Here is a 2,409-nt window from a genome sequence, read left to right on the forward strand (position 1 = left end):
GGGCCGCGCCGCAGTGGACGGAGCTGGGCCGTGAGCTGCTGGGCAGCGACGACCTGAGCTCGCTGCGCGAACCGCAGACCTGGGAGCGGCTCAAGAAGGTCGACCCCGGACACATGTGGTGGATACGGTCCCAGTTGCGGGAGGCGCTGGTCGAGGACGTGCGCGCCCGGATCCGGCGCTCCTGGCTCGACCGTGGCGCCGCGGAGGCCGAACTCGGCTGGATCGCAACAGCTTTCGATCCGGCGGTGCTGACCATCGGTTTCGCCCGCCGGGTGCCCACCTACAAGCGGCTGACATTGATGCTGCGCGATCCGGACCGGCTGGAGAAGTTGCTCCTCGACGACAAACGCCCCATCCAGTTGATCGTTGCGGGTAAAGCGCATCCGGCCGACGAGGGGGGCAAGGCGCTGATCCAACAGGTGGTGCGCTTCGCCGACCGCCCGCAAGTGCGCCACCGCATCGCGTTCCTTCCCGACTACGACATGTCGATGGCCCGGCAGCTGTACTACGGCTGCGACGTCTGGCTGAACAGCCCGTTGCGGCCGCTCGAGGCGTGCGGAACCTCCGGGATGAAGAGTGCGCTCAACGGCGGGCTGAACCTGTCGATCCGCGACGGGTGGTGGGACGAGTGGTTCGACGGCGAGAACGGGTGGGAGATTCCGACGGCCGACGGGCTGGCCGACGAGGACCGGCGTGACGACATCGAGGCGTCCGTTCTCTACGACCTGCTCGAGCAGACCGTGGCGCCCAAGTTCTACGACCGGGACGAAGACGGGATCCCGACGCGTTGGGTCGAGATGGTCCGCCACACCCTGCAGGTGCTCGGTCCCAAGGTGCTGGCGTCGCGGATGGTGCAGGACTACACCGAGAAGTACTACATCCCGGCGGCGCGGTCGCTGCGGCGGACGATCGAACCCGGCAGCTCCAGCGCCGGGGAGTACGATTCGCCGTTTGGTGCCGCCCGTGAACTCGCACAGTATCGACTTCGCGTCCACCGCGCCTGGCCGCAGATCGAGATCACCGACGTGGACAGTTACGGGCTGCCCGACACACCGTTGCTGGGTTCGCAGCTCACGCTGACCGCGCAGGTGAACCTTGCGGGGCTGCACCCCGACGAGGTGTCGGTGCAGGCGGTGCTCGGCCGCGTCGACGCTGCCGACGCCCTGGTCGATCCCGTCGCCGTACCGATGCGGCACACCGGCGCCGCCGACGGCGGCAAGCAGATGTTCACGGCGACGACACCGCTGCCCATCACCGGTTCGGTCGGCTACACGGTCCGGGTGCTGCCGCACCACCGGCTGCTCGCCGGCGACAACGAGCTCGGTCTCGTCACCCTGGCGTGACGGTCAGCGGAACCGCTTGAAACAACGCTCCACGTCGCCGAGAACGCCGACTCGGAACGCGTCGATCCGGGAGAACCCGGACGGCACGGACTCGCCGTTGACGTCGCTGGCCACCAGGCCGTTGGTCAGGATGCCGGACACCGCCTCGTCGATGTCACCTGCGGTCAGCGCGATGGTGTTGCCGTCGGGGGTGGTGACCTTCTTGCTCATCTTGACCGTCGCGACCCCGCTCAGGCACGCCGTGCGCAGTGCGGCCGCGGCGGTGTCGAGCTCCACTCCGCCGCGTTCCTGCTGGATCGCGAGCATGTACCGGGACACCAGCACCGAATAGGCCATGTTGTCGCCGGTGGCCAGGTTGCTGCCGTCGCGGGAGATGCCCTGCGTGCCCAGTTCCTCGAGCTCCGGCAGGTCGACGACGATGGTGTTCCGGGACGGGCAGAAGGACGCCGGCGGGCTGGGCCGGACATCGCCGCAATTGTCTGCGTCGGCGGGGTCGAAGCTCAGTGCCGGGGGGTCGGCGGGCTCGAACAGGATCCCCATCGCGTCGATGATGGAGCGCACCGAGTCCTCGGTCACCGCGAGCTCCCCGGTCTGGTCCTCGGGCAGGAGTACCGGCAGGTCGCCGCGCCGTTGGCCGATCTCCCGCAGGTCGATTGCCGAGCACGCCGCCGGGCCGTCGGTGAAGCCGAACTGAAACGCCGACACCCGCTCGAACGCTGAGCCGTGCTCGTCGTAGCCGGCGTCCGGATCACCCTCGTTGAGCAGCGGGTCCCGGAACGAGATGACGCCCGCGAGCACGTTGTTGAGCCCTTCGCCGGTGCTCAGCGTGAAGCGTGGGGAAGTGTCTTCCGCCACCCAGCGCATGTATGCACCCGACAGGCAGTCCGCCTGTTGTTCGTTGACCAACGTGGGGGTGTCCCGTTTGGACATGCCGGACAGCCGCGCCACGGCATGGCCGTACTCGTGCGCAAGCACCATCACCACACCGATGTCGCCGTGTGCCGCCCTCAACGAGGGCAGCAGTTCGCCGCGGTCCCAGCCCAGCGTGCGGTCCGGATAGCAGAAG

2 protein-coding genes are annotated in these 2,409 nt (G+C 68.5%); one reads left to right on the top strand and one right to left on the bottom strand.

All coding sequences use genetic code 11. From position 1 onward, the window contains the following. Positions 1–1,343, top strand: a 1,343-nt coding sequence (gene glgP / locus WA944_RS25320) for an alpha-glucan family phosphorylase (RefSeq protein WP_526609520.1), incomplete at its 5' end; no start/stop codon positions are given. A 3-nt stretch (positions 1,344–1,346) separates the two neighbouring features. Here the strand turns inward: glgP and WA944_RS25325 are convergent. Then, positions 1,347–2,409, bottom strand: a 1,063-nt coding sequence (locus WA944_RS25325) for a neutral zinc metallopeptidase (RefSeq protein WP_526647457.1), incomplete at its 5' end; no start/stop codon positions are given.

This window comes from Mycobacterium sp. (assembly GCF_049683355.1).
Classification (GTDB): Bacteria; Actinomycetota; Actinomycetes; order Mycobacteriales; family Mycobacteriaceae; genus Mycobacterium.